Origin of the sequence: Streptomyces sp. CLV115 (genome assembly GCF_038448545.1) — a bacterium.
In the GTDB taxonomy this organism is placed as follows: domain Bacteria; phylum Actinomycetota; class Actinomycetes; order Streptomycetales; family Streptomycetaceae; genus Streptomyces; species Streptomyces sanglieri.
The window spans coordinates 1-26317 of the sequence record NZ_JBCEWQ010000004.1; the positions used below are offsets into that span (position 1 = coordinate 1).

Annotated in this window: 24 protein-coding genes and 1 pseudogene; 15 read left to right on the forward strand and 10 right to left on the reverse strand. The window is 71.5% G+C overall.

What is annotated here, in order from left to right; translation table 11 throughout:
• A pseudogene (locus tag AADR41_RS02215) lies at positions 1-267 on the forward strand (hypothetical protein); the annotation flags it as partial.
• On the opposite strand, the gene AADR41_RS02220 reads toward AADR41_RS02215, so the two are convergent.
• On the reverse strand, positions 250-1317 hold the full coding sequence (locus tag AADR41_RS02220) for an ATP-dependent DNA ligase (protein WP_342279659.1): 1068 nt from the start codon (positions 1315-1317) through the stop codon (positions 250-252). The pseudogene AADR41_RS02215 and the gene AADR41_RS02220 overlap by 18 nt on opposite strands.
• A 76-nt stretch (positions 1318-1393) precedes the next feature.
• Between AADR41_RS02220 and ligD the strand changes: the two genes are divergently transcribed.
• Positions 1394-2425 (forward strand): non-homologous end-joining DNA ligase, encoded by a 1032-nt coding sequence (gene ligD, locus AADR41_RS02225; protein WP_342279660.1) that lies wholly within the window; start codon positions 1394-1396, stop codon positions 2423-2425.
• Positions 2422-3501 (forward strand): ABC transporter permease, encoded by a 1080-nt coding sequence (locus AADR41_RS02230; protein WP_342279661.1) that lies wholly within the window; start codon positions 2422-2424, stop codon positions 3499-3501. The genes ligD and AADR41_RS02230 overlap by 4 nt, the downstream gene beginning before the upstream one ends.
• Before the next feature lie 12 nt (positions 3502-3513).
• Here AADR41_RS02230 and AADR41_RS02235 read toward each other — a convergent pair whose 3' ends face one another.
• Complete coding sequence (locus AADR41_RS02235) at positions 3514-5754, reverse strand: OmpL47-type beta-barrel domain-containing protein (RefSeq protein ID WP_342279662.1); 2241 nt, start codon at positions 5752-5754, stop codon at positions 3514-3516.
• Entirely contained in the window at positions 5751-8243 is a 2493-nt protein-coding gene (locus AADR41_RS02240) for a ThuA domain-containing protein (protein ID WP_342279663.1), read from the reverse strand. The genes AADR41_RS02235 and AADR41_RS02240 overlap by 4 nt, the downstream gene beginning before the upstream one ends.
• 194 nt (positions 8244-8437) lie before the next feature.
• On the opposite strand from AADR41_RS02240, the gene AADR41_RS02245 reads away from it, so the two are divergent.
• Positions 8438-9493, forward strand: coding sequence for a multicopper oxidase domain-containing protein (locus AADR41_RS02245; RefSeq protein WP_342279664.1), 1056 nt, complete (start codon positions 8438-8440; stop codon positions 9491-9493).
• Positions 9494-9549: 56 nt separating this feature from the next.
• Here AADR41_RS02245 and AADR41_RS02250 read toward each other — a convergent pair whose 3' ends face one another.
• Together AADR41_RS02250 and AADR41_RS02255 are read right to left on the reverse strand one after the other, a co-directional pair.
• Positions 9550-11763 carry a DEAD/DEAH box helicase gene (locus AADR41_RS02250; RefSeq protein ID WP_342279665.1) on the reverse strand — a complete coding sequence of 738 codons (2214 nt, stop codon included), beginning with the start codon at positions 11761-11763 and terminating at the stop codon, positions 9550-9552.
• A 96-nt stretch (positions 11764-11859) separates the two neighbouring features.
• Complete coding sequence (locus AADR41_RS02255; protein WP_342279762.1) at positions 11860-12642, reverse strand: IclR family transcriptional regulator; 783 nt, start codon at positions 12640-12642, stop codon at positions 11860-11862.
• A 195-nt stretch (positions 12643-12837) separates the two neighbouring features.
• Here AADR41_RS02255 and AADR41_RS02260 point away from each other — a divergent pair, with 195 nt between their 5' ends.
• From AADR41_RS02260 to AADR41_RS02290, 7 genes are all read left to right on the forward strand, one after another.
• The gene (locus tag AADR41_RS02260) at positions 12838-12948 is read left to right on the forward strand and encodes a putative leader peptide (RefSeq protein WP_342279666.1); all 111 of its coding nucleotides are present in this window, start codon (positions 12838-12840) and stop codon (positions 12946-12948) included.
• A 164-nt stretch (positions 12949-13112) separates the two neighbouring features.
• Positions 13113-14129, forward strand: coding sequence for an ABC transporter substrate-binding protein (locus AADR41_RS02265; protein WP_342279667.1), 1017 nt, complete (start codon positions 13113-13115; stop codon positions 14127-14129).
• 14 nt (positions 14130-14143) lie between these two features.
• Positions 14144-15157, forward strand: coding sequence for an NrtA/SsuA/CpmA family ABC transporter substrate-binding protein (locus AADR41_RS02270; RefSeq protein WP_342279668.1), 1014 nt, complete (start codon positions 14144-14146; stop codon positions 15155-15157).
• Complete coding sequence (locus tag AADR41_RS02275; protein ID WP_342279669.1) at positions 15154-15984, forward strand: ABC transporter permease; 831 nt, start codon at positions 15154-15156, stop codon at positions 15982-15984. Before AADR41_RS02270 ends, AADR41_RS02275 begins: the two co-directional genes overlap by 4 nt.
• The gene (locus AADR41_RS02280) at positions 15981-16736 is read left to right on the forward strand and encodes an ABC transporter ATP-binding protein (protein WP_342279670.1); all 756 of its coding nucleotides are present in this window, start codon (positions 15981-15983) and stop codon (positions 16734-16736) included. The genes AADR41_RS02275 and AADR41_RS02280 overlap by 4 nt, the downstream gene beginning before the upstream one ends.
• Complete coding sequence (locus AADR41_RS02285; protein ID WP_342279671.1) at positions 16737-17642, forward strand: ABC transporter substrate-binding protein; 906 nt, start codon at positions 16737-16739, stop codon at positions 17640-17642.
• A 4-nt stretch (positions 17643-17646) separates the two neighbouring features.
• Complete coding sequence (locus AADR41_RS02290; protein ID WP_342279672.1) at positions 17647-18720, forward strand: LLM class flavin-dependent oxidoreductase; 1074 nt, start codon at positions 17647-17649, stop codon at positions 18718-18720.
• Here AADR41_RS02290 and AADR41_RS02295 read toward each other — a convergent pair.
• Positions 18672-19208: a hypothetical protein gene (locus AADR41_RS02295; protein ID WP_446750972.1), complete on the reverse strand. Its 537-nt coding sequence runs from the start codon at positions 19206-19208 to the stop codon at positions 18672-18674. The two genes, AADR41_RS02290 and AADR41_RS02295, sit on opposite strands and share 49 nt — an antisense overlap.
• Before the next feature lie 308 nt (positions 19209-19516).
• Between AADR41_RS02295 and AADR41_RS02300 the strand changes: the two genes are divergently transcribed.
• From AADR41_RS02300 to AADR41_RS02310, 3 genes are all read left to right on the forward strand, one after another.
• Positions 19517-20314, forward strand: coding sequence for a VOC family protein (locus tag AADR41_RS02300; protein WP_342279673.1), 798 nt, complete (start codon positions 19517-19519; stop codon positions 20312-20314).
• A 106-nt stretch (positions 20315-20420) separates the two neighbouring features.
• On the forward strand, positions 20421-20669 hold the full coding sequence (locus tag AADR41_RS02305) for a WhiB family transcriptional regulator (RefSeq protein ID WP_124720677.1): 249 nt from the start codon (positions 20421-20423) through the stop codon (positions 20667-20669).
• A 371-nt stretch (positions 20670-21040) separates the two neighbouring features.
• Positions 21041-21541, forward strand: coding sequence for a tetratricopeptide repeat protein (locus AADR41_RS02310; RefSeq protein WP_342279674.1), 501 nt, complete (start codon positions 21041-21043; stop codon positions 21539-21541).
• A 56-nt stretch (positions 21542-21597) separates the two neighbouring features.
• Here AADR41_RS02310 and AADR41_RS02315 read toward each other — a convergent pair whose 3' ends face one another.
• From AADR41_RS02315 to AADR41_RS02330, 4 genes are all read right to left on the reverse strand, one after another.
• The gene (locus AADR41_RS02315) at positions 21598-22572 is read right to left on the reverse strand and encodes an acyl-ACP desaturase (RefSeq protein WP_342279675.1); all 975 of its coding nucleotides are present in this window, start codon (positions 22570-22572) and stop codon (positions 21598-21600) included.
• Between the two features lie 305 nt (positions 22573-22877).
• Positions 22878-23069, reverse strand: coding sequence for a hypothetical protein (locus AADR41_RS02320; RefSeq protein ID WP_342279676.1), 192 nt, complete (start codon positions 23067-23069; stop codon positions 22878-22880).
• Positions 23070-23078: 9 nt separating this feature from the next.
• The gene (locus AADR41_RS02325) at positions 23079-23930 is read right to left on the reverse strand and encodes a Scr1 family TA system antitoxin-like transcriptional regulator (RefSeq protein WP_342279678.1); all 852 of its coding nucleotides are present in this window, start codon (positions 23928-23930) and stop codon (positions 23079-23081) included.
• 606 nt (positions 23931-24536) lie between these two features.
• Complete coding sequence (locus AADR41_RS02330; RefSeq protein ID WP_266909825.1) at positions 24537-24953, reverse strand: SsgA family sporulation/cell division regulator; 417 nt, start codon at positions 24951-24953, stop codon at positions 24537-24539.
• Between the two features lie 178 nt (positions 24954-25131).
• On the opposite strand from AADR41_RS02330, the gene AADR41_RS02335 reads away from it, so the two are divergent.
• Positions 25132-26244 (forward strand): WD40/YVTN/BNR-like repeat-containing protein, encoded by a 1113-nt coding sequence (locus tag AADR41_RS02335; RefSeq protein ID WP_342279679.1) that lies wholly within the window; start codon positions 25132-25134, stop codon positions 26242-26244.
• Positions 26245-26317: the final 73 nt, after the last annotated feature.

Consider the following 26317-nt stretch of genomic DNA (forward strand, 5'->3'; position numbering starts at 1 on the left):
CCGACCGGCTCCCCGGACCCCACCCTCTCCCCGGACCCCACCGACCCGGGCACCGGCTCACCCGATCCGACCGACAGCGGACCGGCCACCCCGGACCCCGGCACCAGTCCCGATCCCGGCACGACCGAACCGGGCCCCGGCTGCCCCACCGGATCACCGTCGCCGGACCCGGCCGGGACGGCCGGAGCCACCGAGTCCCCGGACCCCGACCCGAGCACCACCGAGGACCCGTGCGCCACACCGTCGGGCTCAGCGTCCGCCGGCTGACAGCACCTGGGTCAGGTCGTACCGCACCACCTCCTCCAGCTGCGCGTAGGTGCAGCCGGACGGGGTGCGGTCCGGCCGCCAGCGGCGGAACTGGGCGGTGTGCCGGAAGCGGTCGCCCTCCATGTGGTCGTAGGCCACCTCGCACACCCGCTCCGGGCGCAGCGCCACCCAGGACTGGTCCTTCTTCCCGGACCAGCGGCTCTGCGTCCCGGGCAGCCGGGCCCGCTCGTGCGCCTCGGTGTCCGCCCAGGACGCCCACGGGTGGCCGGCGAAACCGACGCGCAGCGGCTCCAGCTCCGCGACCAGTTCCTCGCGACGCTTCATCGAGAAGGCCGCGCAGACTCCGACGTGCTGGAGCACGCCATCGGAGTCGTACAGGCCCAGCAGGAGCGAGCCCACGACCGGGCCGCTCCTGTGGAAGCGGTAGCCCGCCACCACGCAGTCCGCGGTCCGCTCGTGCTTGATCTTGTACATCACCCGGGTGTCCGGGCGGTACGGCAGATCGAGCGGCTTGGCCACCACACCGTCGAGACCCGCGCCCTCGTAGCGCTCGAACCACTCCTGGGCGAGGTCCGGGTCCGTGGTCGCCGGAGCGAGGTGGACGGGGGGCGACGCACCGGACAGCGCCGCCTCCAGCACGGCGCGGCGGTCGGACTGCCGCGTGGAGAGCAGCGAATCGTCCCCCACCGCCAGGACGTCGAAGGCGATCAGGCTGGCCGGGGTCCGCTCGGAGAGCAGCCGCACCCGCGAATCGGCGGGGTGGATGCGCTCGCTGAGCCGGTCGAAGTCCAGCCGCCCGTCGTGCACGATCACGATCTCGCCGTCGATCACACAGCGCGGCGGCAGACTGTCCCGGACGGCGGTGACCAGCTCGGGGAAGTAGCGGGTGAGCGGCTTTCCGGTGCGGCTGCCGATCACCACCTCCTCGCCGTCCCGGTGCACGATCGCCCGGAAGCCGTCCCATTTGGCCTCGTACTGCATGCCGGGCGGGATCCTGGACACGGACTTGGCGAGCATCGGCTTCACAGGAGGCATCACCGGCAGATCCATGGCCCGATTCTCACCCACCAACGGGCGCAAGTCTCCCGATATGCGGCATATGTGAGCCCGGCCTACCGTGACCGTCATGGGTGCAGCGGTGAAAGCAGTGGAGCTCGAAGCGGGCGGACGGGCCGTACGGCTGTCCAGTCCGGACAAGGTCTACTTCCCGGAGAAGGGCTACACCAAGAGGGACGTGGCCGAGTACTTCCTGGCCGTGGGGCCCGGCATCACCCGTGCCCTGCGCGACAGGCCCACCACCCTCCAGCGCTTCGTGGACGGTGTCGAGGGCGAGTTCTTCTACCAGAAGCGGGCCCCGAAGAACCTCCCCGACTGGATCCCCACGGCCGAGATCGCCTTCCCGAGCGGCCGGCCCGCCGACGAGATCTGCCCCTCCGAGCTCGCCGCCGTCATCTGGGCCGCCAACCTCGGCACCCTCACCTTCCACCCCTGGCCGGTCCGCAGCGCCGACACCGACCACCCCGACGAACTGCGCATCGACCTCGACCCGCAGCCCGGCACCGACTACGCCGACGTGGTGCGCGCCGCCCACGAACTGCGGTCCGTGCTCGACGGCCACGGGCTGCGCGGCTGGCCCAAGACCTCCGGCGGCCGGGGCATCCACGTCTTCGTCCCGATCGTCCCGGAGTGGACGTTCACCGAGGTCAGACGGGCCACCATCGCCGCCGGACGGGAACTGGAACGCCGCATGCCGGACCGGGTGACCACGGCCTGGTGGAAGGAGGAGCGCGGCGAGCGGATCTTCGTCGACTTCAACCAGACCGCCCGCGACCGCACGATCGCCTCCGCCTACTCCGTACGCCCGCGACCGCACGCCCCGGTCTCGGCCCCGCTGCGCTGGGAGGAGATCGACGACGCCGAACCGGACGACTTCGACATCAGGACCATGCCCAAGCGCTACGCCGACGTGGGCGATGTGCACGCGGACATGGACGACCACGCCTTCCGGCTCGACGCGCTGCTGGAGCTGGCGGACCGGGACGAGCGGGAACGCGGGCTCGGCGACATGCCGTACCCGCCGGAGTACCCGAAGATGCCGGGCGAGCCGAAACGGGTCCAGCCGAGCCGGGCCCGGCACGACGAGGACACCGGGGGATGAGCGCACCCGACCCGGAGCCCACCGCCCCGCACGGGGCACACGGCAGACCGCTGACCCGCGCCGAGAAGTGGGCCGCGTACAAGAAGTCGCCGTACTGCCCCGCGACCGTCCTGGTATTCATCCTCGCCGCGGCCGCCGGGCTCTTCGCCGGTTCCTACACCTACGCGATGGCCAACCCGACCCCGCACCGGATCCCGGTCGCCGTGGTCAGCAGGCCGGCGCCCCAGGGCGCGAAGGCGTTCGTCGCCGGTATGGACAAGGCGCTCGACGCCTCGCTCGTCATCCATGTGTTCGCGACCCGGGCACAGGCGCGTGAAGCACTGGACGAACAGGAAGTCTTCGCGATCATGCGGGCCACCGACCGCGGTGTGTCGCTGGACGTCGCGGGCGCCTCCGGCGCCGCCGTGGCCCAGCTGCTCGCGGAGTCCGCGGTGAAGGTGGGGGCCGAGCTCAAGGAGCCGGTCGTCGTGCGGGACATCAAGCCGCTGCAACGCGGCGACCCGCGCGGTCTCGCCCTGTTCTACATCTCGCTCGCCGCCGTGATCGTCGGCTTCGTCGGTGCGATCCAGCTGAGCGTGCACGCCCGCGAGCTGATCCCGCTGGAACGGATCGCCTTCACCATCGGCTACTCACTGCTGGGCGGTTTCGTCATCGCCGCGGTGGTGGACTGGTGGCTGGGCGCGGTGGACCTGCCGTTCTTCGAGTCCTGGATGATCCTGGCGTTCACGATGTTCACCACGGGCATGGTCTTCACCATGTTCAACACCCTGATGGGGCGCTGGGCGATGCTGCCGACCTGGGGCGTCATGGTGCTCCTGGGCAACCCGTCGTCGGGCGGGGCGGTCTCCTGGCCGCTCCTGCCGTCCGCGCTCGGGCACATCGGACGCTGGCTGCCGCCGGGTGCGTCCGTCAACGCCCAGCACGCCGCGGTCTACTACCAGGGCCACCAGCGGATCTTCCCGTATCTGGTGCTCGGGGTCTGGGCGGTGGTCTCCTGCACGGTGTTCTGGGTGTGGCGCCACCGGCACCCCGGAGGCCGTGACCACATGCCTCAGCACGCGGCCACGGCCACCTGAACCGCTCCCGGGCTACAGCTCCTTGATACGGATGTCGCGGTACGAGATGACGTCCGAGGTGCTGTGGACCTGGAGTCCGATGTAGCCGGACGAGTACCGCCTGCCGTCGGTGCCCGGGTCGTCGCCCCGCGGCGGCTCGAAGACCTGACCGCGGTCGTTGTCGAACTCGTTCAGCAGGACACCGTTGCGGTAGATCGAGTAGTGCTGGTCCACCACCCGGATCTCGTAGTCGTTCCAGGTGCCCTTGGGGGTGACCCCGGCGCCGGCCAGACCGATCCGGTCGAAGCCGTAGAGCGAGCCGGTCTTGTACATGTCGCCGTCCGGCCTGTCGAGGATCTGCACCTCGTGGCCGTACTTGATGGCGACCCACTCCGGGCGGGACTCCTCCGGATTGTCGTGGACGTTCGGGAAGCGGACGAACACACCTCCGTTGGCGTTGCCCGCACCGGGTGCGTCGTCGCGCCACTGGAGCTTGAGCGAGAAGTCGCCGTACTGCCGGCCCGGGAACCAGAGCATCCCCATGCCGTCCACGGTCGTGGAGCTGGTGATCGAGCCGTCCGCGTTGAGCCCGAACTTCCCGCCGCCGACCTGCTGCCACTTGGCCAGCGACTCGGCCGTACCGTCGAAGAGCTTCCTGTAGCCCTCGTCCTGGCCCGGCTCGCCGATGCCGGACTGCTTGGCCGCCCGGTAGATCTTCTTGTGCTCACGGGCGTCGATCACACCCGCGGTGAGCAGCTTGTCCAGGACACCGTCCACGTGCTTGAGGAACAGCGCGTGCGAGGACCAGTCCTTCTCGTCCTCGATCAGTTCATTGATGGTGCAGCGGTTGCCGGTGATGCGGTTGGGGACACCGGTGTCCACCGTGCCGACGATGACGGTGAGCCGCTCGTCGAACTCCGGGCAGTTCGGCGCCGGCACGCCCCCGCTCTCCGCGACGGTGAACGACACCTGCTTCGCCACGGAGGTGTTGCCGGCCTTGTCCGTCGCCCGGTGGGCGACGGTGTGGTAGCCGACCCGGTCGACGATGACGGTGGTGGTGTACGCGAGGTACGGGCCGCCGTCGAGCGAGTACTCGGTCCTGTCCACGCCCGATTCCGCGTCGGTCGCGGTGAGGGTCACCCTGGCGCTGGTGATGTAGGCGTTGTCGGAGTTCTTGGTGCCCTCGACCTTCGCCGAGGTCTCCGGCGGGGTCTTGTCCTGCGTCGGCGGTGCGACCACGGTGAACTCGACCGACTTCTCCGCCGCCGCGTTGCCGGCCTTGTCGGTGGCCCGGTAGCGGACCGTGTGCGTACCGGTCTCGTGCACCATCACGGGTGCGGTGTACGGCTGCCAGGCGCCGTCCGCGCCGACCGCGTACTCGATGGTGTTGACGCCGGACCCGGTGTCGGAGGCGGTCACGGTGACCGTCGCCATGCCCAGGTACTGCCCCTGGTCGTCCTTCTCGCCGGACACGGTCGCCGAGGTCTCCGGCGGGGTCTTGTCGTCCGTCGGCGGTGCGGCGACCGTGAAGTCGACCGATTTCTCCGCCGCCGCGTTGCCGGCCTTGTCGGTGGCCCGGTAGCGGATCGTGTGCGGTCCGACCTGGTCGACCACGACCGGCGCGGTGTACGGCTGCCAGGCGCCGTCCGCCCCGACCGCGTACTCGACGGTGTCGACGCCGGAGCCGTCGTCGGTGGCCGAGACGGTGACCGTCGCCTGGCCGATGTACGCGCCGTCGGCGTTCTTGTCACCGTCCACCTTCGCCGACGTGCCGGGCGCCGTGGTGTCCTCGCCGCCACCGCCGTCGGTCACGGTGAGAATGCCCTGCATCGCCTCGTGCCCCGGCATGGTGCAGTGGTAGAAGTACCGGCCGGGGGTGAGCGTGACCTCGGCGGTGTGTCTGCCGCCCTGGTCGTCGCCCGGGTTGGCCAGGATGTTCAGTGTGACGTCGTTGTTGAACTCCGGGTCCGAGACGCTGAACGTGAGGGTGTGCGGCATCCCGGTGGTGTTGCCGGTCGCCGCGCTGTTCTCGAAGACGATGGTCGCCTTGCCGGCCACCGCGGTCTTCGGGGCGGACAGATAGTGGTCGATGGGGTCGCCCGCGGTCCAGGTGAGGACCTGCTCGGCCGCCGCATCCGCTTCCCCGGGAGCCGCCGCACGGCCGTACGCCGCCGTCGAGGTCAGCCCCAGCACCATCAGGAACGAACCCAGCAGCGCGAGCCACAGCCTGGCGGGGTGGTACCGCCTTCGGGAGAGGACCGGACGATGTCTCACTGCACTGCCGCCTTCCTGGCCAGATCCCCGGCGGCCGGGGTCGGACCGCCGCCCTTGTACGTCACGCGCCACAGCGCGGACTTGGAGTCGGAGGTGAAGAAGCCGCGCCCGTAGTCCAGGACGTACAGCGAACCGTCCGGGGCGAACTTCCAGTCCATCAGGTTGCGGATGCCGTCCGCCCCGACCGGAATGATCTTCCGCAGCGACTCGGCGTGGGTCGGCAGGCCGCCCCTGCCGACCGTCTTCGGGTCGGTGAGCACGGCGTGCCGGGGCTGGGTGTCGTCGTAGAAGTCACCGACGAACCACTTGCCGTCCCAGTAGGAGGGCCACTTGTCGGCGCTGGTGCTCGCGGCGTCGTACCGGTAGACCGGGCCGTTCATCGTTGCCTGGCCGCCGCCCTTGAGCCACGGCAGCAGCTGCTTCTGGTCCTCGACCTTGTAGCTCGGGATGCCGTTGGCGTCGCGCGGGTAGTCCACACCGCCGCCCTGCGGCGAGTACCAGATGGTGTTGGCGGTGACCGGCGGCAGGTTCACCAGGCCGTCGTTGTTCGGCGACTCGTTCCTGGGACGGTCGCAGTCGTACCAGCCGAGCGGCTTGGCGGGGTCGGGCAGATTGCGGTCCCGGTAGGGCTGCTTGTTGCCCATGCAGTAGGGCCAGCCGTGGTTGCCCGCCTTCGTGATCGCGGCGAACGTGTCGTACTTGGCCGGGCCCCAGGTGGTGGAGGGCGCGCCCGCGTCGGGGCCGACCCAGCCCGCGTACAGCGTGTCCGTCGACTTGTCGACGGAGATCCGGGCCGGGTTGCGCACGCCCATCACATAGATCTCGCCGCGGGTCCTGCCGCCGCCCTCGTCGGGCTCCTTGCCGGTGAAGAGGTTGCCCTCGGGGAGCGTGTAGGTGCCGTCGTCCTCGGGGTGGATCCGCAGGATCTTCCCGTTGAGGTTGTTCGTGTTGCCCGCGGTGCGGCGGGCATCGGCGAACGAGAGGCCCTTGTAGTTCGGCTGCGGGTTGTTCCCGGAGTATCCGTCGCTGAAGCCGGAGGAGTTGTTGTCACCGGTCGCGATGTACAGATTGCCCTTGGAGTCCCAGGCCATCCCGCCGCCCGCGTGGCAGCAGCTGTGGACCTGGACGGGCCAGCTCAGCAGCACCTTCTCCGAGGACAGGTCCAGCTTGTTCGTGGTCGGGTCCATGGTGAAGCGGGAGACCTGACGCACCGCCGTCTGCTTGTCGCGGTCCAGCTTCGAGTGCGGGGTGTAGTGCAGATACACCCAGCCGTTCTTCTCGAAGTCCGGGTCCAGCTCGATGCCGAGCAGCCCCTCCTCGACCTTGACCAGCTCGTCGCCGCCGCCCTTGTTGCCGAAGATCGTCAGCTCACCGGCCAGGGTGACCTTTCCGGTCTTCGGGTCGTAGACATGGATCTGGCCCATGCCCTTGCCGATGTCCGGGTCGTTCCAGTCGGTGACGACCGGCCTGCTGCTGTCGGCGCCGCCGCGCCCGATGTACAGCACCCGTCCGTCGGGGGCGGTGACCAGACCGTGCGGCTCACCGATCTGGTCGTTCTGCCCCGGCTGATTGGGCTTGGTGACGCGCTCGGCCCTGTAGTTGGAGTCGATCGTCGCCTTGCAGTCGGCCTGCGAGATCCGGGTCGTCCAGTCCAGCGCGCCGCGCAGATGGTCGCGGAAGTCGGTCTCGGCGAAGCTGTCGGCCGTACCGCCCATCGCGGTGTAGAAGGACCGGCCGCCGTCGTAGTCGCGGCACCAGGAGACCGGGTGGTCCCAGCCGTTGGCACTCGCGCCGGGCTTGTAGGTGATCTCGCGGACCCGGGCCACGGTGTGCACGTCGCCGGACGGGTTCTTCGTCCAGTTCAGCCACTTGTCGGGACGTTTCCACTCCAGCGGGAGGTTCTTGGTCGCCGGATGCTGCCGGTCACCGATCTCCACCGTCGCACGCTGTACGGCGGCCGGGCTGTCGGCGGCCGGGCGGGCGCCGACCAGGCCGGTGAACCAGTCCGAGTACGGTTCGGTGCGCGCGGCGTCGTGGATGCCGAGGAAGCCGCCGCCGGCCTCCATGTACGCCTCCAGGCCGGCCTCCTGCTCTGGGTCCAGGACGTCGCCGCCGCCGGTCAGGAAGACCACGGCGTTGAACCTGCCGAGCCTCTTGCCGTTGGTGAAGACCGCCGGGTCGTCGGTGGCGACGGTCTTGAACCGGCCGGATTCCGGGCCGGTGAGGCCGATCTTCTCGATCGCCGCGATCCCGGCGTCGACCGTCGGGGACTCCTCGGTGGCCGAGGCGTGGAACACCAGTACCTTGACGTCGGCGCCGCCCGGTGGCGACGGCAGGGACAACGTTGTCGCCAGGGAGCCGGGCGGCTCCGGATAAGGCCTGGCCTCGGCCGCGTTGGCGCCGAGCAGGGAAGCGGTCAGTGCGCCGGCCGCGAGGCCCGCCGCGAGTCCGCGTCGCGATCTGGACCTGTGATGTGGTGCGCGCTGCATGTGGTCACCCACCCCTCTTTGGTCACTGCAACAGCGCATGAAGCTAGACCTCTTTTCGTGGTCCGCCAATAGCTATGGCGGCAATTGCACGAACTTTGTCCTGACTGTGGATAAACTCGGTTCCTCCGGCTACGGTGTGGCCCGTCCGGGGCGGCTCGGCGCTCCAAATTCCTTGGATCGATGGGGAGTTCGGCATGGACAGAAGGAGCTTCAACCGGCGGCTGCTGGTCGGCGGCGGTGTGGCAGCCACGACCGGCCTGACATCGTTGTCCCTCGGCGCGATCGACGCCAGCTCGGCGGAACCCGCGGTGGAGACCGCCCCGGCGGGCGGTGTGGTCCGTCATCTCAAGCTGTACGCCGAGAAGCTGGCGGATGGTCAGCTCGGGTATGGCCTGGAGAAGGGCAAGGCGTCGGTCCCGGGCCCGCTCATCGAGATCAACGAGGGCGACACCCTGCACATCGAGTTCGAGAACACGACGGATGCGGCGGCCAGCCTCCACGCGCACGGCGTCGACTACGACATCGCGAGCGACGGCACCCGGATGAACAAGAGCATCGTCGAACCCGGCGCCACCCGGACCTACACCTGGCGCACCCATGCCCCCGGCCGGCGCAAGGACGGCACCTGGCAGCCGGGCAGCGCGGGCTACTGGCACTACCACGACCACGTCGTCGGCACGGATCACGGCACCGGCGGCATCCGCAAGGGCCTCTACGGTCCGCTGATCGTCCGGCGCAAGGGCGACATCCTGCCGGACAAGACGATCACGATCGTCTTCAACGACATGACGATCAACAACAGACCGGCCCACGACAGCCCGAACTTCGAGGCCACGGTGGGGGACCGGCTCGAAGTCGTCATGATCACGCACGGCGAGTACTACCACACGTTCCACATCCACGGTCATCGCTGGGCGGACAACCGGACCGGGCTCCTCACCGGCCCCGACGATCCGAGCCGGGTCGTCGACACGAAGATCGTCGGCCCGGCGGACTCCTTCGGCTTCCAGGTCGTCGCGGGCGAACACGTGGGCGCGGGTGCCTGGATGTACCACTGCCATGTGCAGAGCCACTCCGACATGGGCATGGCCGGCCTGCTGCTGGTCGCCAAGCCGGACGGCACCGTGCCGGGGTACGAACCGCACCACATGGCGGCCCACGGCACGGCATCCGAGGGCGCGGCGAAGGAGTCGCCGAAGGAATCGGCCAAGGGCGCCGCGGCACACGATCCGGCGGCACACCGCTCCTGACGCGGCGGTTCCGCGGTGCCGGGACGCTGCCGGGGCAGGCACACGTCCCGGCGGCGTCAGCCCTCCGGCACCTCCGAAGCCGCGGCGTCTGCCCCGGTCGCCAGCCGCAGCTGTTCCTCCTCGACGATGCGGCGGGCCAGTGCTCCGTCCGACACGTCCACCGCGTCCGGCGTCGTCTCGGCGACGTCGCTGCGGCGCGCGTACAGGTCGAACAGCCGCTCCTTGCGGGCCAGAATGTCCAGCATCCGTTCGTCGACGCTGCTCGCCGCGAGGAGCCGGTGCACCCGGACGGTCCGTATCTGCCCCATCCGATGGGCGCGGGCCACCGCCTGGTGCTCCGTCGTCGGCTTGATCTGCGGCTCGCAGATGATCACCACCGAGGCGGACTGCATGTTGAGTCCGACTCCGCCCGCCTGGATCTGGCTGAGCAGCACGGCATGGCCGTCCACGGCGGTGAAATCGTCGATCAGCCGCTGGCGGCGGGCGGCCGCGAGGCTCCCCGACAGCGGGCCGAACACCGGTGAGTCCAGGGCCTGTCCGACGGTCTGGAGCACTTCACGGAAGTAGGAGAACACCACGACCTTCAGGCCGTTGGCCGCGGCCTCGGTCACCAGCTCGCGCAGCCGGTTCAGCTTCGCGGACGTCGCGGGGCGGGCGTACGCGGCCCGCCGCATCCGCATGAAATGCCCGGCGCTCACCGCCTCGCGGTAGGCGTCGAGATCCTCCGGGCTGAACTCCTCCCACTCGTCGACCTGCACCAGCGCCGGGAGTTCGGTCAGCACGTCCACCTGGTTGCGCCGCAGATAGGCCGGTGCGACAGCCCTGCGGAAGGCGAGCGAACCGGCGGCCCCGTGGGTGGTGTGTATCGAGGGGGCCAGCTCCGGCTGGAGGTGACGGACCAGGCTGCGGAACTCCTCGACGCGGTTCTCCATGGGGGTGCCGGTCAGGAACAGCACCCGTTCGGTGTGCTGGGCCCAGCCGGACACGGCCCGGGACCGGCGGGTGGCGGGGTTCTTGACGTAATGGGCCTCGTCGACCACCAGCATGCCGGGCCGGGTGCCGCAGTCCGCGGCGGCCGGCAGGGTGTGCAGGGCGTCGAACGTGGTGAGGGCGACCCCGCCGCCGTGACGCCATTCGTCGAATGCGGACTGCCGCTCGGGGCCGTGCACCGCAAGGGTGCGCAGAGTGGAACGGGCACGGATCTCGCGCGCCCAGTTGATCAGCACGCTCGCCGGGCAGACCACCAGGAAGTGTGTCTCGCCCCGCGCCGAGAGGTGCGCGAGCGCGGCGATGGCCTGCACGGTCTTGCCGAGCCCCATCTCGTCACCGAGGATCACCCGCTTCTGCGCGAGCGCGAACCGGGCGCCGAACGACTGGTAGCCGCGCAGCGAGACCCGCAGATGGGCGTCGTCCAGCCGCAGACCGCGCACCCGGTCCGCCATCCCGGAGGGCAGGAACCCCTCGGCCGCGTCCCGGTCCGGTCCGGTGCCGGACATCTCGGCGATCAGGCTGTAGTACTCGGCCGAGCGCAGCTCGAAGTCCACCCAGGCCGCGACGTCCGACTCCGCGCCCCGCAGCAGATCGACCGAGACCTGCCCGAACAGCAGGGGCAGCCCGCGCTCGTCGGCCTCGGCGACGGCGGCCCGAACCCCGGCGACCGCCTCCAGCACCCCGGAGCGGGCCCGGCGCCCGGTGAACACCATGCGCAGCCGCCCCCGCGCCGGTCCCGCGGCGGCCAGCAGGGGTTCGAGGCGCCCGACGAGCCGGCCCGCCGCGGCCACCGCCCGCCGCACGTCGGGACCGGCCTCGACCAGCCGGTGCAGTGCGACGACCAGCGCGGTCGTGGCGTCGTCCGGGGCGTCCACGTCCATCCGGACCGTGACCGTGTCCCGCACCGCGTGGGCGATCTGCCCGGCCGCGGCCAGCACCTGGTCGGCGGTCTGCGCACCGACCCCGGGGATCTGGCGCAGCTCGTAGCGACTGGTCCCGTGGACCTGGCCGACGGTGGTGAACCCGGCCTGCTCGACCGCGCCGATCCGCAGCCTGCCCTCGGTGACGTCCTTGAGCCTGGAGGCCGGGATCGTGGCGAGCTCCCGGCGGACGAGGGAGTCGAGCAGCGGATTCAGCGCCGTGTGCACGGCATCGACGGCCCGGGTGTGATCGGCCAGCACGGCGCGCGCCGTCTCCAGCAGCCCGTCGGCCCGGGTCAGCAGCTCGCGGGCGGCTCTTCCCGTGGGCGCCGCGTCCTCCGTCGCTCCGGCCTGTGTCATGTACGTCCCTCTGTCCGCGCAGCCCGGCTGCCGTCCTGCCCGGCACCTGCCCGGACGGGTCCTATCGTGCCACGCGGCACCGACAGACCGGGCTGCTCAGGGCCTCGGCGGACGGCGCTCGGCGGGGGAGAGCAGCAGGACCTCCAGGGCCCGCGCGCAGGAGCGGGCCTGCGACAGGAACCAGTCGGTGCGCGCGTCCGTGATCACGGACGGGGTGGCCCGGACCGCCAGGGCGAAGCGGGCGTGACCGGCGCCGTCCAGGACCGGGACCGCCAGGGTCCGCACCCCGTGCGCCGACTCGCCGTCGTTGAGCGCGTAGGCGTCGGACCGCACCTTCGCCAACTCGGCCTCCAGGGCTGCCGGTTCGACGATCGTCCGGTCGGTGAACGCGGGCAGCGGGGGCAGCGAGGCGGGCCCGCCCTCGCCCGGCCGGGCCCAGGCCAGCAGGACCTTGCCCAGCGCGGTGGAGTGCAGTGGCCTGCGCAGCCCCACCTTCGGCGTCACCGAACCGCCCGCCACGATCACCGCGTGAGGGCCGCTGCGCAGCGCCAGGTCGGCCGTGGCGCCGGTGCGTTCGGCGAGATCGGTCAGCTCGGGGGCGGCCAGATGCAGGCCCCGCTGGTGGTACGAGAGCCTGCCCAGTTCGGTGACGGCGGGGCCCAGCCGGTAGCGGGAGGTGCGGGCGTCCTGCTCCAGGAAGCCCGCGCCGAGCAGGGCGCGGGCCAGCCGGTGCGCCGTGGAGACGGAGAGCCCGAGGCGGCGGGCGAGGTCGGAGGCGCTGAGATCGGGGCCGTTGTCGTGGAAGCAGTGCAGCACGTCCAGGGCACGCCGGACGGCCTGGGCGCCACCGGGAGCAGGCGCTGCCGCGGCCTCGGTCATGTCGGTCCACTCTCCGCTCGTGAGGGGTTCGGGGCTGGTGGTTGCCACATTACGGGAGTTGAGCGATGCGGATTCCCGGTCGAGAAACACTCTGTTCATATTCAATCCCACATCATGGGAAGCGAGTTGTGGGCCGGTCCGGGTCCGTGGCAGTCTGCACCACGTCACCACCGACGAGCGGAAGGGAGCAGTGCCATGGCAGGCCGCCGAACAGCGCCCCCCGTCCACGCCGCCCCGGTCCCGCTCGCCCTGACGCTGCGCCGTCACATCGACCTGGCGCGGGTCTCCAGCGCCGCCTGTCGCTGACCGCTCCCCCTCGCAGCCCCCTCGGGGCCTCACCCCGCCGCGTTCCGACCCGGTCCGGGGCGCTTCTCCGTACGCGGTCCCACACCCCCGACGTACCTGCCGCGCAGCCCGCCACACCGTCCCGCCGCGCGCCCCCTGCTTCGCCGACCCCTCGGGAAGACTCCATGACGCATGCCGTCCTGCCCCGGACCCTCTGGTTCACCCGCTGTCCCGTACCCACCGCCACCGGCATCGCCGCCGACCGCCGTTGGCTCACCGAAGAGTTCGCCCCCGACGGCATCGAGGTGCGGTCCCTCCAGGACGCCGCACCCGGCGCCGACCGGGCCGCCCACTACACCCACGCCCTGCCGGGCCTGTTCCGCGAAGGCGGCAACGTGCCCGCGCTGTGGGCCCGTTCACGCGGGGAGCGGACCCGGCTGATCGGTCTCACCTGGATCGAGGAGCGGCAGACCGTACTGGTCCGTCCCGGCTCCGGGATCCGGGGCGCCGGGGCACTGCGCGGACTGCGGCTCGCCGCACCCGTGCACGACATCGCCATCGACTTCTGGCGGGCCATGGCCCTGCGCGGCTTCGACGGCGCACTCGCCGCCGCCGGACTCGGGACGGACGACGCCACGTTCGTGGACGTGCCCGGAGCCGGACACCGGGACCAGTGGGGTGCCGAACTGGCGGCGCTGCGGCGCGGTGACGTGGACGCCGTGTACGTGAAGGGCGCCCTGGCCGTCGAGGCCGCCCGGCGGGCCGGGGCGGAGGTCGCCGTCGAACTCGACGAGCTCGCCGACCGCCGGTTCCGCGTCAACAACGGCACCCCGCGCCCCATCACCGTCCACCAGCAGCTCCTCGACGACCACCCCGGTCTTGTCGACCGCTTCCTCGCCGTCCTGCTCAGGGCTGCCGACTGGGCAGCCGAACAGCCCGCCGAGGTCGCCCGGATCCTGGGCGCCGAGACCGGCGCCGGCGCCGAGGGCGTCGCCGGGGCCTACCGGCCGGGCACCCATCTCAGCCTCCACCCCGATCTCTCCCCGGACCGCCTGAACCTGCTCGCCGAGCAGGAGGCCGGGCTGCGCGCCCACGGCTTCCTGCCCGGCCCCGTCGACATCGCGGCCTGGGCCGACCCCGAGCCACTGCGCCGCGCCACCGCACTGGCCGCCGCCCGCCGCGCCTTCGCCCCCGAGTTGTGAGGACCCCCGACACCATGAACCTTCCCCGGCCACTGCGCACGGCAGCCGCCCCCGCGCTCCTCACGGCCACCGCGCTCCTCGCCCTCACCGCCTGCGGTCCGTCCGAGGCCGGCGGCGGCTCCGGCGCCAAGGGCACCGTCGAGATCCGCATCCCCGACCCCGGAAACTCCGGAGTGCTCGCCCTGGGCAAGAAGGACGGCAGCCTCGACAGGGCGCTCGCGAAGGCCGGCGCCAAGGTGCGCTGGACCGGCAGCGCCGGACCCTTCGCCCCGGCCGCCCAGGCGATGAACGCCGACCGGCTCGACATCGCCACCGGCTCCATCACCTCCGGCATCACCTCGCTCGCCCAGCGCCCCGGCTTCAAGTTCTTCACTGCCGTCGACCCGGACGCGGCCGGCGAGGGCATCCTCGTGAAGAACGGCTCCGGCATCGGATCGGTCGCCGACCTGGTCGGCAGGAAGGTCGCCGTCAACCAGGGCGGCACCGGCGAATACCTGCTCCTGAAGGCACTCGCCAAGGCCGGAATCCCCGCCGGAAAGGTCGAGCGGGTCTATCTGCGGCCCGACCAGACGGCCGCCGTGTTCAACGCGGGCAAGGTCGACGCCTGGGCGGTCTGGGCGACGTACGCCGTGGCCGAGATCGGCAGCGGCAAGGCCCACTTCGTCGCCGACGGCGCCGCGATCGGCTCCGACAACTACAGCCTCAACGCCGTGCGCACCGGCTTCGCCGAACAGCACCCCGGGGTCGTCAAGGCGCTCTACCGGTACCTCCACGACGCCGGCGCCAAGGAGAGGCAGGACCCGGCCGCGTACCTGAACGTCTTCACCGATGCCGGTCCGACCGCCGTCACCGGAAAGGCGAAGGAGGTCCAGATCGAGTTCACCCGCAAGGGCGGCACGGTCGATGCCATCGGGCAGGAGGACATCGAACGCTTCGAGGACGTTGCTGGCTTCTACGCCGAGCAGAAAGTCACCCCGGGCAAGGTCGACGTCGCCGCCCACCTCCTCGACGTCGAGAAGCTGAAATGAGCGGGACCGCCCCGGACCAGGGCCTCGTCCGGCCCCGCCCGCAACGGCGCAGGGCCCGCGGCCGGACCCGCTCCGCCACCGTCCGGACACTCGGCCCGCTCACCCTGCTCCTGCTGTGGTGGGCGGCGTCCGCCACCGGAGTCCTCACCCCCGACGTACTCGCATCGCCCGGCGAAGTGCTGCGCGCCGTGGGGGAGCTGTGGGGCAACGGGCAGCTGCCCGACGCACTCGGCACCTCCCTCACCCGCTCCGGACTCGGCCTCCTCGTCGGGCTGACCGCCGGGCTCGTCCTCGGCGTCACCACCGGATTCACCCGCCTCGGCGACGAACTCCTCGACTCCTCCATCCAGACCCTGCGCACCGTCCCGTTCCTCTCCCTGGTGCCCCTGTTCATGGTCTGGTTCGGGATCAACGAGACCGCGAAGATCCTTCTCATCGCCGTCGCCACCACCTTCCCGATGTACGTGTCGACATCGAGCGGGGTGCGCAACACCGACCCCGGACTCATCGAGGCGATGCGCAGCTTCGGCATGGGCCGCTTCGCCCTCGTCCGCGAAGTTGTCCTGCCCGGGGCCCTGCCGTCGCTGCTCGCCGGGCTGCGGCTCTCCATGACCCTCAGCGTCATCGCCCTGATCGCCGCGGAGGAGATCAACGCCACCGCGGGCATCGGCTATCTGATGTCCCAGGCCCAGAGCTACGCCCGCACCGACATCCTCGCCGTCTGCATCCTCGTCTACGGGCTGCTCGGACTCACCGCCGACATGGTCGTACGGCTGCTGGAACGCGTACTGATGCCCTGGCGCACCACACAGGGAGCCACCCGATGACAGACCCCGCCCCCCGACCCGCCGTACGCGTGAGGGAACTGCGGCGCTTGTTCGGCGACCGCGCCGTGCTCGACGGCCTCCGGCTCGACATCGCACGGGGCGAGTTCGTCGCCCTGCTCGGCGCGAGCGGCAGCGGCAAGACGACCCTGCTGCGCATCCTGGGCGCACTCGACGCAGCCGACGGCGGAGAGGTCCTCGTTCCCGAGGCCCGCACCGTCGTCTTCCAGGAACCCCGCCTCGTACCGTCGAAGAAGGTCCTGGCCAATGTGACGGTGGCCCTGCCACGCGGCCGCTCCGCGGACGGGCTGCGGGCCCTGGCCGAGGTCGGTCTCGAACGTCACGCCGACGCCTGGCCCGCCACCCTCTCCGGTGGCGAGGCACAGCGCGTCGCCCTCGCCCGCGCCCTGGTCCGAGAGCCCGAACTGCTGCTGCTCGACGAGCCGTTCGCCGCACTCGACGCCCTGACCCGGCTGAAGATGCAGGACCTGGTGGGCGAGCTGTGCCGCAAGCACCGGCCCGCCGTCCTCCTCGTCACCCACGACGTGGACGAAGCCGTACGGCTCGCCGACCGGGTCGCCGTACTGCGCGACGGCCGCCTCGTCACCGACGAACCGGTCACCGTCGACCGGCCGCGCGACCCCGGCGACCCCGCCTTCGGAGCCCTGCGCCGACGCCTCCTCGACGACCTCGGGGTCGCGACGGCCCCGCAGCCCTCGACCGCCCCCGAACGTACCGAAGCAGGAGTGATCTGAATGACCGTCACCATCGGTGTGCACAGCAGTAACCCGTCCCTCTACCACCTGTACCACCTCACCCGGCTCGGCCTCGCCCAGGAGGAGCTGGCCCCGCTCGGCGAGAGCGTCGTCTTCCACCCGTACACCAACGGCGTCCGCACCGGCGAACTGCTCAGCCGCGGCGTCATCGACTTCGGCGGCACCGGCTCCACCCCGCCGGTCACCGCCCAGGCCGCCGGCCACGACATCGTCTACACCGCCGTCTCCGCCCCGCGCCCCGGACACGGCGCGCTCCTGGTCCCCGAGGACAGCCCCGTACGGACGGTCGCCGACCTCAGGGGCACCACCGTCCACCTCGCGATCGGCTCCTGGCAGACCCACCTCGTCGCCAAGGCGCTCGACGACACCGGGCTCTCCTACGCCGACGACATCACCGCCGTCCGCAGCTTTGACGACAGCGAGGAACTGCTGCGCACCGGCGCCGTCGCCGCCTGGGTGGCCCAGGGTGCCCAACTGGCCGCAGCCCGCCGCACCGGCGGGCTGCGCACCCTGATCCCCACCGGCGACGTCATCACCGACCGCTCCGTCTTCTTCGCCCGCCGCGACCTGGCCGAGAACCGCCCCGAGGTCGTCGAGGCGCTCACCCGCGCCCTCCGGCGGGCCGACGACTGGGCGGCGGCCCACCCCCGTCGGGCGGCCGAGATCGCCGCCGCCGACCTCGGCGGGAGCGCAGACGACTGGGAGACCGCGCTGCGCGCCCTGCCGTGGCGGATCGAGCCGGTCACCGACACCTTCGTCGCGGAGCAGCAGGAAGCGGCCGACATCTTCCACCGCACCGGCTTCATCGACCGCCCGGTCACCGTGGCCCACGCCCTCGCCGGCGCCGGTCGGGGCGCCGGCTCTGGCGCGGACAGGGCGGTATGACGACATGGCGACCGAAGTCCTCTGGTACGTCATCCCGCGCGAAGGCGCCTACCCCTGGGAACCCGAGGGGCGGCGGCCGGTCGACCTCGGCTACCTCGCCCAGCTCGCCGGCACGGTCGAACGCCTCGGCTACAGCGGTGCGCTGCTCGCCACCGACCTGTACGACGTCTGGCCGCTCGGCAGCGCGCTGGCCGCCTCCACCAGCACCGCGTTCAAGCCGCTGCTGGCCGTCCACCCCGGGCTGATCTCGCCCACCCTGCTCGCCAAGATGGCCCTCAGCTTCGACAACCTCTTCGGCGGCCGGCTCCGCTTCAACGTCGTCAACGGCTCCACCAGGTCGCTCCAGGAGTACGGACTCCACGTGGAGCACGACGAGCGGTACGAGCTGAGCGCCGAGTACTGGTCGATCGTGAAGCGGCTCACCGCGGGTGAGGTCTTCGACCACAAGGGCCGCTTCTACGACCTGAAGAACGCGGGCGCGTCCTTCGGGGAGCTGCGGCCGGTCCAGGAATCGCACATCCCGCTCTGGTTCGGCGGCTCGTCCGCCCCCGGCATCGAGATGGCGGCCGAGCACGTCGACGTCTACCTGACCTGGGGCGAACCCCCGCACCTGCTCAAGGAGAAGCTGGAGCGGGTCAGGGCGCGGGCCGCCGCCCACGGCCGCACGCTCAGGACCGGGCTCCGCCTCCACCTCATCGTCCGGGACACCGAGGACGAGGCCTGGGCGGCGGCCGACCGGCTGCTCGACGTGACGAGCGGGGCGACGTACGCCCGGCAGCTCGGCGACCGGGCGGGAGAGGACGGCGTGGGCTGGCAACGCCAGTTCCGCCAGCACGGCGGCAAGGTTCCGGCACACGCCCGGGAGCTGGAGACGTACCCCAACATGTGGCCGGGGATGAGCCTGTTCCGGCCCGGGCCGGGCACCGCGGTCGTCGGCTCGACGGCCCAGGTCGTCGAGCGCCTCAAGGAGTTCGAGGAGCTGGGTGTCGACACCTTCATCCTCTCCGGCAACCCGCTGCTGGAGGAGGCCTACCGGGTGGCGGAGACGGTGCTTCCGGCGCTGGGCGTCACCCGCTGACCGGCCGGGGCGGGAGCACCGGAGAGTGCCCCGCCCCGCCCGTGGACCGCTGTCGCTCGGCGCGAGAAGCGATGCGTGCCGCAGCCGGCGGCGAAGACCGCGCAGCCGTCCTCCAGACGCAGGAACCGCGCCGGGCCGTGGGCCACCTCCGACGCGGCGGACGCCGCCATCCACACCTCGGCGGTGGTGTCGACGGGCAGCGAGACCTCCAGCCGGAAGGTGCCCGGGGCGGTGCCCGAGGTCCGGGTGTCGCCCTTGACCCGGCCGCCCGCCGAGACGTACGCGGCCCGGAACGCGTCCCGGACCCCGCCGAACAGCGCACGGCAGGGCGCCGGGTCCTCGCCCGGCACCGCGGCGGTCCGTGCGACGAGATCGGCGCTGTGGATGCCGTCCGGCCGCTCTGCCGGGCGCCGCGCCGCGATGGCTCCCCCGACGTGCAGTCCGGCGGTCACGATGCGCTCGTCGGTGGGAATCACCTCCAGCGTCACACCCGGGTGCTCCCGCACGGCCTTCGGCGCGCCACAGCCCCGGACTGAAGCCCCTGGTGGCCACCGGAGGAGCACGAGAGCAGACACCTTCGAACAGTGTCGATGAGTCGATTCACCGACTGCTGCTCGATGTCGGACACCGGCCCCCTCGTACGGATCGGCCGGTCCCGGCCAGGTGGCGGAGCGAGGTGCGCCCGCGCGCCCGCCGCACCGGGCGCGGGCTGCGGCGGCCGGTGCCCGGTGCGAGACTCGGAACGTCGGGAAGGACCGCCGTGCCCCACGGCACGGGCACCTCGAAGGAGCCGGCCATGCTCACCACCCGCTTTGTCGACGGAGCGCCCAACTGGACCGATCTGGGCACACCCGATCTCGACGGGGCCGTCGACTTCTACACCGGCCTGTTCGGCTGGGAGTACGCGGCCGGGGGTCCGGAGACCGGCGGCTACGGAATGTTCACGCTGGACGGGAGGACGGTCGGCGGCGCGATGACGGTCACCGAGGAGCAGGGCGAGCCGTCCTGGTCGGTGTATTTCCGGTCGTCGGACGCCGATGCCACGGCGCACGCGGTCGAGCAGGCCGGCGGCACCGTACCGTTCGCGCCGATGGATGTCCTGGACTTCGGCAGGATGGCCGGATTCAAGGACCGGGCAGGGGCCTTCTTCGGCATCTGGCAGCCCGGAAAGAATCCGGGCCTGGGCGTCGTGGGCGTCCCCGGAAGCCTCTGCTGGGCCGAGCTGTACACCCCGGACGTGCCTGCGGCCGCCGCGTTCTACAGCGCGGTCTTCGGATGGGAGAGCGTCCGGAAGCCGTACCCCGGAGGCGGCGGCTCCTACACGGTGATCCGGCCCCACGGCGGGGGCGAGGAGGCGGGCTTCGGCGGTTTCGTTCCGCTGAACACGGTGCCGACGAGGGCAGCGGCCGGGTCGCACTGGCTGCCCTATTTCGAGGTGGACGACTGCGACGAGGCGGCCGCGGACGTGGAGCGGCTGGGCGGTCGGCTGACCCTGGAACCCGTGACGATGGAAGGTGTGGGACAGTTCGCGGGGGCCGCAGATCCGGACGGTGCGCAATTCGCTCTGATCAAGAGCGCGCCGCCGCAGAGCTGACCGGAACCCAGGCGCACGCCGTCGCAACGCTGACCGGAACTCGTCGGCGCGCCGCATTGATGAAGCGTTGATCGGTCGTTTATCGCGACCGGGCACTGTGGACCGCATGCTGATCAACACCGCGGCCGACCCCGCACTCGCCTGGCAGGAGACTGCGCTGTGCGCCCAGGCGGGGCCCGAGTTCTTCTTTCCCGCCCCCGGCAGCTCCACCCGCGAGGCCAAGCAGCTCTGCAACGCCTGCGAGGGGCGCGAGGCCTGCCTGGAGTACGCCCTCGCCAACGACGAGCGCTTCGGCGTCTGGGGCGGGCTGTCCGAGAAGGAGCGGGACCGGCTGCGCAGAACCGGACGCGACTGAGGTCAACCGTTCCGACGGGAGGGCGGCGATCCCGGGGCCGGACGCGCCTGCCCGTGCGACGATCCGGAACTCCGCACATCCCGTCGCGGCGTTCGCGTGAACCACGGGGATCCGGGTCGAGCGGATGCGACCGCATCGTCGTCGGAGCGTGATCGGCCGGCTGTGTCCGGGCCGTGGGACTCCCCGGGGCCCGACGGTGCGGGCCGCGCTCCTGGAGCCGGGCGGGCGCGACCGCGGACCGGGGATCCGCGTCCCGGCCGCCTTCCCGACACCGCGCGGCCGGCTGCCGCGCGTCCTGCCGGACCATTTCCGCCGACGCGAGGGGCGGGGGCCGCGACCGGGGCGCCTCGCCGGCCTGGGACGATGCCCGTATGAATGATGACGACCGGGACAGTTCGCTCGCGGCGGCCGTACGACTGCGCACCGAGGGCCACCGGGAGGAGGCCAGGCAGCGACTGCTGGCCCTCTGCGCCGAGTTCCCGGCAGACGCGGAGATCGCCTATCAGACCGCATGGGCCCACGATGTGCTCGGTCTTGAGGCCGAGGCGGTGCCGTTCTACGAACGCGGCCTCGGCGGGACCGGGCTCTCGGAGGAGGACCGCCGGGGCGCGCTCCTGGGCCTCGGGAGCACGTACCGGGTGCTCGGGCAGTACGAGAAGGCCGTGGAGGTGTTGCGCGGCGGTGTCGAGCGGTTCCCCGACGACGGGGCGCTGCGGACGTTTCTCGCCATGGCGCTGTTCAACACCGGTGAGCACCACGAGGCCGTGCGGCTGCTGCTGGAACTGCTCGCGGCCGGCAGTACGGACCCGTATGTGCGCCAGTACCGGGCGGCCATCGAGCACTACGCGCGGGATCTGAACGAAACGGTGTGAGACCCGGCAGCCCCCGTCCGCCCGAACGGCGGACGGGGGCTGCCGGACCCGGGGAGTCAAGCGCCGGCGCGCGCGGCCATCCGTGCCTTGCGGGCGGCCAGCTTCTCGTCGAACTTCGCCGCCTCGCTGTCCAGACCGCCCATGTACAGGCCCAGCTCCTCCTGCGCCTTCAGGCCCTCGGGGCCCAGGCCGTCGATGGAGAGGACCTTCAGGTAGCGCAGCACGGGCTGGATCACGTCGTCGTGGTGGATGCGCATGTTGTAGATCTCGCCGATCGCCATCTGCGCGGCGGCCCGCTCGAAGCCCGGCATGCCGTGCCCGGGCATCCGGAAGTTGACGACGACATCGCGCACGGCCTGCATCGTCAGGTCCGGGGCGAGCTCGAAGGCCGCACCGAGAAGGTTGCGGTAGAAGACCATGTGCAGGTTCTCGTCGGTCGCGATCCGCGCGAGCATGCGGTCGCAGACCGGGTCGCCCGACTGGTGGCCGGTGTTGCGGTGCGAGACGCGGGTGGCCAGCTCCTGGAACGCGACGTAGGCCACGGAGTGCAGCATCGAGTGCCGGTTGTCCGACTCGAAGCCCTCCGCCATGTGGGCCATCCGGAACTGCTCCAGCTTGTCCGGGTCGACGGCCCGAGAGGTGAGCAGGTAGTCCCGCATCACGATGCCGTGCCGGCCCTCCTCGGCGGTCCAGCGGTGCACCCAGGTGCCCCAGGCGCCGTCACGGCCGAAGAGGGAGGCGATCTCGTGGTGGTAGCTCGGGAGGTTGTCCTCGGTCAGCAGGTTCACCACCAGGGCGATCTTGCCGATGTCGGTGACCTTGGACTGGTCGGCCCGCCAGGCCTCACCGTCCTCGAACACGCCGGGGAAGTTCCGTCCGTCGGAGAACGGCACGTACTCGTGGGGCATCCAGTCCTTGGCGACCTTGAGATGGCGGTTGAGCTCCTTCTCCACCACCTCTTCCAGGGCGTACAGCAGCTGGGCGTCGGTCCACGCCTTCGGGCTGCCGAGGTGGGGAGCGGTGATCGTCACGGGGGACTCCTGGGGACGGGAGAATTACCTACGGATACGTAGGTTACGAGACCGTAGGTTAAAGCGGCGGTAAGGCCACCGCCAAGCCCGCTCTCACGATGCCCGGTTACGTAACGTTATGTGCGCAGGTCCGAGGGGTGTGCGGGGCGGTGAACGGGAGTCGGTGCGGCATGCCGCGGGGGGATCCGTTGCGGCGGATTCCGGTTGACCGGGACCGGCCGGCCCCCGGCCTCGGGGCGCTCAGAGGTGTCGGCGTACTCGGAGCGAACCATTGCGGGGGGCGCGGGCGCGGTCGGGCCGTGCGGTCAGAGCAGGTGGTCCGCCGCGCCGGACTTCACCGCGGAGATCAGTGCCCGCAGCGCCTCCACGGAGTCGCTGACATGGGTGGTGGTGTCCGTGGTGGAGCCGATGTACGCCCTGCCCTGGTCGTCGAGTCCGAAGCGGAAGCAGTTGGCGCCCTCGCTGCAGAAGGCCTCGTCCCAGTAGATATCGGTCATGGTCGCTCCTCAGAGGTCCTGGACTATGGATCGGATGAAGTCGCGCGACTCCTCGACGGGCAGCGCGAGTGTGCGCAGGCGCTCCAACAGGCCGCGATAGCGGCGCAGTTGCATGTCGGAGTCCAGCAGCATCGAACCATGCGAGGAATCGAGCTGCACGGTGTCGAGCTGCGGCACCGGGGCGCCCACGTACGTGAACGACTGTCCGGCGCCCGGGAAACCGCCGGCCGTGAACGGGATCACCCGGACCGTGATCCGGTCCCGCTCGGACTGCCGCAGGATGTGCTCCAGTTGGGCCCGCGCCACCTTCGGGCCGCCGAACTGCATGCGCAGCGCCGCCTCGTGGACCACCGACTCGTACATCGGCGGACGGTCCCGCTCCAGTACCTCCTGGCGGCGCAGCCGCAGCGACAGCCTGGCCGTCAGATCGGGTCCGGGCAGCCGCGGATCGGCCGTGTCGAAGACCGCCCGCGCATGCTCCTCGGTCTGCAGGAGGCCGGGGATGTGCGTGGTCGTGGAGGTCGTCAACTCCACTGCGTGGTGCTCCAGTTCAGCGATGTCGAGCAGCGCCGGCAGCAGCAGTCCGCGGTGCTCCTCCCACCAGCCCCTGGCGCGCTCCTGGGTCATCTCGGCGAGCAGCTCGACCAGGCCGGTGTCCGGGCAGCCGTAGTTGAAGGCGAGGGTGCGCACCCGTTCGGCGCTGATGCCGAACCGCCCCGATTCGATGTTCGGGATGCGGGTGCGGTCGACGCCGAGCAGTGCGGCGGCCTGCTGCACCGGCATGCCCGACTGCTCGCGCAGTTTGCGTAGTTCGTACCCGAGTCGCTGCTGTCGGGCGGTCGGGGTGCTTCTGGGTGGCAAGGTGCGGTTCCTTCCGGGAGTGGGGAGCGAAATGACCGGAACCGCACAAGTAGTAGCACTGTGCTCCGGGGTGCGCTACGGTCGGTAGCGCCAGTCTCACACGCGGCGATCGCGCCTATGTGTGATCGTCACCACAATTACCGAAATGTGAGCATCTTGATGAAGGGCGCACTGCGTTGTGTTCCGGCCGTCGCGTCGGCCGGACCCCACCCACCGGTGGCGGACAACCTGAGTTATTCGTTCGCACTGCCCGGCGGCGCCTTCTGCGCCGGCCTCGCACGCGGCGCCGTGAGTGATCTTCTCTCCCGGCACGGCCTGGCCGACCTCCGGGAGACGGCCGTACTCGCCGCCTCGGAACTGGTCGCCACCGCCTACCGGTTCACCCCGGACCGGGAGATGCTGCTGCGGGTGCACTGGCAGTTCGACGCACTCCGCATCACCCTCTACGACCAGCACCCCTCCCACGGCTCGGCCGTCAGGTCCGAGCAGTGCCGGGAGCGCCGCAGCGACAGCATGTGGCTGCTGGCCGCCGCGGTCGGCGCACAGGGCGGGGACTGGGGGCTGGCACCCGCGCTGACCCCGTCCGGCGGCTGCAAGGCCTGGGCCTCAGCAGGGCCCGCCGAGCAGATCGGTCAGGCCGCGGTCGAGATCCAGGAACCGGTGTTCGTCGCCGACGGGCACCATTTCCTGCGCCCGCTCCAGAAAACGGCGCAGCTCCGCGGTGCGGACGTGCACCATCGCGATTCCCTCGACGGCATGGAACTCCAGGACCGTGCGCTCGTAGCCGTACGGCCTGACTCGTACGTCCCCGACACCGGCCGCCCCGTCCATCCCCGCCGCCAGCAGCTCGCGGGAGAACTCCCAGGCGACCTCGGTGCCTTCCAGGGTCGCCGGAGCGGGAAACGCCATGCGTACGGCGAACGGATCCTTCGGGTCGTAGTGAAGCGTGGCGGGAAGGGTCTCCATCCGCGGTGCGGACGCGACCATGCGGGCCTGCACGGACTGCTCGATGACTGTGGACAAGACCTGCTCCCTTTCTCGGCCAGATGAACGGTTCCCGGCACTGATACAGACGAGGGAAGTCCCTCATCCGTGCACCGGAAGGTGGCGTGAGCTGTATCACCGCCAGGACCCGCCGCCCGGCCGCTCCCCGGCAACGTGCCCTGGACTGGGCACGGCTCGTGGGCTAGCTTCCAGCGCCATGATGGTCAAGGGGAAGACGAGACGACTGATGTCCTGGGGGCTCTGTGCGGCGGCGCTGACCGCGGCACTGGCCACACCGGCAGCCGCGGCGGCACCGTGGGAACACCACCGGCCCGGCGAACGGCCGGCCTGGACGCTCACCGACACCGGGACCGACGCCCGCTTCCGCGGCCTCTCCGCCGTCAGCCGCCGCACCGCCTGGGTCGCGGGCACCGGGGGCACGGTGCTGCGCACCGTGGACGGGGGCAGGCACTGGCGCGACGTGTCGCCGCCGGGCGCGGCCGGGGAGGCGCTGGAGTTCCGCGACATCGAGGCGTTCGACGGCCGGCGCGCGGTGGCCCTGGCCATCGGGGAGGGCGAGGCCTCCCGGGTGTTCCGCACGGACGACGGGGGAGCGAGCTGGACGGAGTCGTTCCGCAACACCGACGCACGTGCCTTCTACGACTGCCTCACCTTCTTCGACAGCCGGCACGGACTGGCGATGAGCGATCCCGTGGACGGCAAGTACCGCATCCTGTCCACGTCGGACGGCGGGCGGAACTGGCGGGTGCTGCCCGACGCGGGCATGCCGCCGGCCCGGCCCGGTGAGGCGGGATTCGCCGCAAGCGGCCAGTGCCTGGTCTCGTCGGGCCCCCGGGACGTCTGGCTCGCCACCGGAGGCGCCGCCACCGGACGGGTGCTGCACTCCGCCGACCGCGGGCTCACCTGGACCGCGACCGAATCGACCGTCCCGGCCGGCGACCCGGCCCGCGGCGTCTTCGGGCTCGCCTTCCGCGACCGCCACCACGGCATCGCGGTCGGCGGCGACTACCGCGCCGGAGAGCCGTCGCCGAACGCCGCGGCCGTGACGGGCGACGCGGGCCGCAGCTGGCAACAGGCCGCCGCCCCGCCCACCGCCTACCGCTCGGGCGTCGCCTGGCTGCCGCACAGCAGGTCCGGCGCGCTGGCGGTCGGCCCGACCGGCACCGACCTCACGACGGACGGCGGCCGTACCTGGCGCACGGTCGACACCGGCTCGTACGACACCGTCGACTGCACCCCGGACGGCGGCTGCTGGGCCGCGGGGGAGAAGGGCCGTGTGGCACACGCGGGACGGCGTCCGGCCCGGTAGCCGGGACCACCACGGGTCCGCGGGGCTTCCCCGCCGCCTCCCCGCGCCGTCGGGCGGACAGCGGGGCGGCCTG

Coding starts and splice junctions, on each gene's coding strand:
- AADR41_RS02220 (WP_342279659.1), bottom strand. CDS start 1,317: ATGGATCTGCCGGTGATGCCTCCTGTGAAGCCGATGCTCGCCAAGTCC.
- ligD (WP_342279660.1), top strand. CDS start 1,394: ATGGGTGCAGCGGTGAAAGCAGTGGAGCTCGAAGCGGGCGGACGGGCC.
- AADR41_RS02230 (WP_342279661.1), top strand. CDS start 2,422: ATGAGCGCACCCGACCCGGAGCCCACCGCCCCGCACGGGGCACACGGC.
- AADR41_RS02240 (WP_342279663.1), bottom strand. CDS start 8,243: ATGCAGCGCGCACCACATCACAGGTCCAGATCGCGACGCGGACTCGCG.
- AADR41_RS02245 (WP_342279664.1), top strand. CDS start 8,438: ATGGACAGAAGGAGCTTCAACCGGCGGCTGCTGGTCGGCGGCGGTGTG.
- AADR41_RS02250 (WP_342279665.1), bottom strand. CDS start 11,763: ATGACACAGGCCGGAGCGACGGAGGACGCGGCGCCCACGGGAAGAGCC.
- AADR41_RS02255 (WP_342279762.1), bottom strand. CDS start 12,642: ATGACCGAGGCCGCGGCAGCGCCTGCTCCCGGTGGCGCCCAGGCCGTC.
- AADR41_RS02260 (WP_342279666.1), top strand. CDS start 12,838: ATGGCAGGCCGCCGAACAGCGCCCCCCGTCCACGCCGCCCCGGTCCCG.
- AADR41_RS02265 (WP_342279667.1), top strand. CDS start 13,113: ATGACGCATGCCGTCCTGCCCCGGACCCTCTGGTTCACCCGCTGTCCC.
- AADR41_RS02270 (WP_342279668.1), top strand. CDS start 14,144: ATGAACCTTCCCCGGCCACTGCGCACGGCAGCCGCCCCCGCGCTCCTC.
- AADR41_RS02275 (WP_342279669.1), top strand. CDS start 15,154: ATGAGCGGGACCGCCCCGGACCAGGGCCTCGTCCGGCCCCGCCCGCAA.
- AADR41_RS02280 (WP_342279670.1), top strand. CDS start 15,981: ATGACAGACCCCGCCCCCCGACCCGCCGTACGCGTGAGGGAACTGCGG.
- AADR41_RS02285 (WP_342279671.1), top strand. CDS start 16,737: ATGACCGTCACCATCGGTGTGCACAGCAGTAACCCGTCCCTCTACCAC.
- AADR41_RS02290 (WP_342279672.1), top strand. CDS start 17,647: ATGGCGACCGAAGTCCTCTGGTACGTCATCCCGCGCGAAGGCGCCTAC.
- AADR41_RS02300 (WP_342279673.1), top strand. CDS start 19,517: ATGCTCACCACCCGCTTTGTCGACGGAGCGCCCAACTGGACCGATCTG.
- AADR41_RS02305 (WP_124720677.1), top strand. CDS start 20,421: ATGCTGATCAACACCGCGGCCGACCCCGCACTCGCCTGGCAGGAGACT.
- AADR41_RS02310 (WP_342279674.1), top strand. CDS start 21,041: ATGAATGATGACGACCGGGACAGTTCGCTCGCGGCGGCCGTACGACTG.
- AADR41_RS02320 (WP_342279676.1), bottom strand. CDS start 23,069: ATGACCGATATCTACTGGGACGAGGCCTTCTGCAGCGAGGGCGCCAAC.
- AADR41_RS02335 (WP_342279679.1), top strand. CDS start 25,132: ATGATGGTCAAGGGGAAGACGAGACGACTGATGTCCTGGGGGCTCTGT.